Origin of the sequence: Burkholderia sp. WAC0059, from assembly GCF_002870125.1 — a bacterium.
In the GTDB taxonomy this organism is placed as follows: Bacteria; Pseudomonadota; Gammaproteobacteria; order Burkholderiales; family Burkholderiaceae; genus Paraburkholderia.
This window is the reverse complement of the sequence record NZ_PNEO01000049.1, coordinates 1-3,777: the sequence shown is the minus strand read 5'-3', so window position 1 is coordinate 3,777 and position 3,777 is coordinate 1. Positions and strand designations below refer to the sequence as shown.

3 protein-coding genes are annotated in these 3,777 nt (G+C 69.5%); all 3 read right to left on the bottom strand.

Going from position 1 to position 3,777, the window contains the following annotated elements; genetic code table 11:
* On the bottom strand, window positions 1–1,684 hold a 1,684-nt coding region (locus CY652_RS23575), incomplete at its 3' end, for a methyl-accepting chemotaxis protein (protein ID WP_102133112.1).
* A gap of 150 nt (window positions 1,685–1,834) precedes the next feature.
* Complete coding sequence (cheW, locus tag CY652_RS23570) at window positions 1,835–2,362, bottom strand: chemotaxis protein CheW (RefSeq protein ID WP_102133111.1); 528 nt, start codon at window positions 2,360–2,362, stop codon at window positions 1,835–1,837.
* Window positions 2,363–2,445: 83 nt separating this feature from the next.
* A partial coding sequence (locus CY652_RS23565; RefSeq protein ID WP_180970745.1) for a chemotaxis protein CheW occupies window positions 2,446–3,777 on the bottom strand: 1,332 nt, incomplete at its 5' end.

Genomic DNA, 3,777 nt, shown 5'->3' with positions numbered 1-3,777 from the left:
CCGGAGTCGTCGCGGCCGGCCGGGCGGCGTGCGCCGCCGTACCGGTCGCGCCGCGCGGCGCGGCGGCCTTCGCGGCCGGCTTCGCCGGGGCCGGCCGACCCGAGGCCGCGCCCGCGCGGGAGACGGACGCGCTCCCGCCGACCCGCCAGCCGCCCACGACGGCCTGCAACTGCCGCGTCTGCTCCTCGAGCGACGCGGCGGCGGCGGCGGCTTCTTCGACGAGCGCCGCGTTCTGCTGCGTGACCTCGTCCATCTGCGTGACCGCGCGGTTGACCTGCTCGATGCCGCCCGACTGCTCCTCGGACGCCGCGCTGATCTCGCCCATGATGTCCGTCACGCGCCGCACCGCCTGGAGAATCTCGTCCATCGTCGTGCCCGCGCGGCCGACCAGCGCCGAGCCGCTCTGCACCTTGTCGGCCGAGTCGTTGATGAGCTCCTTGATCTCGCGCGCGGCCGAGGCGCTGCGCTGCGCGAGGCTGCGCACCTCGCCCGCGACCACCGCGAAGCCGCGCCCCTGTTCGCCCGCGCGCGCCGCTTCCACGGCCGCGTTGAGCGCGAGGATGTTGGTCTGGAACGCGATGCCTTCGATCACGCCGATGATGTCGACGATCTTCGTCGAGCTCGCCGCGATCGAGTCCATCGTGTTCACGACCTGGCCGACCACCTCGCCGCCGCGCGCCGCGATGTCCGACGCGTTGACCGCGAGCTGGCTCGCCTGGCGCGCGTTCTCGGCGTTCTGCCGCACGGTGCCCGTCAGTTGCTCCATGCTCGAGGCCGTCTCCTGAAGCGAGGCGGCCTGCTGCTCGGTGCGCTGCGAAAGGTCGGTGTTGCCCATCGCGATCTCGCGCGCGCCGATGTCGATCGAACTCGCGCCCTCGTGCACCGTGCTCACCATCCGCGCGAGGCTTTCCTGCATGCGGTGGACGGCCGCGACGAGGCGCCCGATCTCGCCGGCCCCGCGCATGTTCACCTGCTGCGTGAGGTCGCCGCCGGCGATGTGCTCGAAGCACGTCACGGCCTCGTCGAGCGGCCGCAGCAGCAACCCGCGCAGCGCGAAGCGGATCGCGACGAGCACGACGGCCGCGAGCACGACCACGGCGACGATCAGGCCCATCATCAGGCTGATCCTGGCCGCCGTGGCCGCCTGGCTCGCCTGCGCGTGGTCCTGCAGCGCCTGCATGACCTGCGTGGCGACGTTGTCGTAGTCGACGAAGAGCGGGCTGATCTTCGTGTCGGCGATCGCGTGGTAGCCGGCCAGATCGTTCGCGTGCAGCGCCGAGAACTCCTGCGTCACTTCGCCCATCAGCGCGTCGTGCTTCGCCGCGAGCGAATCGAGCATCGCGGCGTCGAGGCCCACCTTGCGCGCGGACTGGAACGCCGTCCAGGCGTCGTTCGCCTTGCCGAGCAACTCGTCGCCGCGGGCGAGCGCGCTCTTCGCGTCGTCGGCCTGGTTGGCGGCGACGAGCGAGCTCACGCGCTCGAGCGCCACGCGCGAGCGCAGCAGCATCCCCGACGCGTCGTTGAGCGAGCGCACCGCCGTCAGGTCGCCGCGCGCGATCATCTCGAGCGAGTCGTTCGCGCGATCGAGCGCGGACAGGCCGAGCGCGCCGACCGCGACGATCATCGCGAAGAGAATGATTCCGGCGACGGTCAACGTCGTGCGGATCGACCATTTTTGCAGCATTTCGATACTCCCCATCTCTACCTACGGTTGCCGGCATGACGATGCTGCGATGGCCACATGCGAGGCGCGTCGCCGCTTCTCGTGGCGGCTTGGCTCCTCTCTCCTTGCGCCGGCCGTGCCGGCCGTCCCCGGTTGTTCGTTGTACCGCGCTTATTCGCTGATCGACTCGATCAGCGCCATCTCGCGGCTCGTCATCAGCTTCTCGATGTCCATGAGGATCAGCATGCGGCCGTCCACGGTGCCGAGCCCGGTCAGGTACTCGGTCGTGAGCGTCGCGCCGAATTCGGGCGCCGGCATGATCTGGTCGGTCTGGAGCGTGAGCACGTCGGACACGCCGTCCACCACCATGCCCACGACGCGATGCGCGACGTTCAGGATGATGACGACGGTCTGGTGGTCGTACTCGATGCGCCCCAGGTGGAACTTCACGCGCATGTCGACGATCGGCACGATGATGCCGCGCAGGTTGATGACGCCCTTGATGAACTCGGGCGCGTTCGCGATGCGCGTCACGCTGTCGTAGCCGCGAATTTCCTGCACCTTCAGAATGTCGATGCCGTACTCTTCCTTGCCGAGCGTGAAGACGAGGAACTCCTGACCGCCTGCGTCGGCCTGCTGGGCGTGGACGTCGCGGCGATGCGCGCCGGCGTTGCCCTGAATGGATTGGACTTCTGCCACGTTAGCCCCTGAACGGTTGGAAAAGGATTAAAGGACTCGTAAATTCCGACTGCCTGCCGCCGTTGCGCGCCGAAGCCCGCGCGTCAACCGACGGCCGCGAGCACGGCGCTGTGCGCCGAGCGCGTCTCGCGATTCAGCGACGCCACGTCGACGATCAGCGCGACGCTGCCGTCGCCGAGGATCGTCGCCGCGGAAATGCCGTGCACCTTGCGGTAATTCGTCTCGAGGTTCTTCACGACCACCTGCTGCTGGCCGACCAGCTCGTCGATCAGCATCGCGAAGCGGCGGCCCTCGGTCTCGAGAATCGTGACGATGCCCTGAGTCGGGTCGGTGCGCGCGCCGTCGACCGAGAACACCGCGTGCAGCGCGACGAGCGGCAGGTATTCGCCGCGCACGCGCACCACGCGCTCGCCGTTGCTGACCGTGTAGATGTCCTCCTCGCGCGGCTGCAGCGACTCCATCACGAAGTTCAGCGGCAGGATGAAGATCTCGTTGCCGATCTTCACCGACATGCCGTCGAGAATCGCCAGCGTGAGCGGCAGCACGATGCGCGTCGTCGTGCCCTGCCCCGCGCGCGAGGTAATTTCGACGTGGCCGCCCATCGACTGGATGTTGCGCTTCACGACGTCCATGCCGACGCCGCGGCCCGACACGTCCGTCACCTGCTCGGCCGTCGAGAAGCCCGGCATGAAGATGAGGTTCCACACCTCGTCGTCGCTCATCGCGTCGCTGACGGGCAGACCCTGCTTGGCCGCCTTCGCGAGAATCTTGTCGCGGCGCAGGCCCGCGCCGTCGTCGCTCACCTCGATCACGATGTTGCCGCCGTGGTGGGCCGCCGAGAGCACGAGCTGGCCGGTCGGGTCCTTGCCCGCGGCCTCGCGCACCTCCATCGTCTCGATGCCGTGGTCGAGGCTGTTGCGCACGAGGTGGGTGAGCGGGTCGATGATGCGCTCGATGAGGCTCTTGTCGAGCTCGGTCGCCTGCCCGAACGTGACGAGCTCGACCTGCTTGCCGAGCTTCGCCGCGAGGTCGCGCACGACGCGCGGGAAGCGGCTGAACACGTAGTCCATCGGCATCATGCGGATCGACATCACCGCTTCCTGCAGGTCGCGCGCGTTGCGCTCGAGCTGCGCCATGCCGTTGAAGAGCCGGTCGTGCAGCGCCGGGTCGAACGTGCTCGTGGTTTCGGCCAGCATCGCCTGGGTGATGACGAGCTCGCCGACGAGGTTGATGAGCTGGTCGACCTTCTCGACGCCGACGCGAATCGAGCTGCCCTCGGCGCCGCCCGCGGCGGCGGCCGGACGGCCCTTGCGTTCGGCTTCCGGCGCGCTCGCGGCGGCGACCGCCGCGCGGGGCGCGGCCGGCTCGGCCGGCGGCTGAGGCGCGGCGGCGGGGGCCGCCGGCGGCGCGACAGG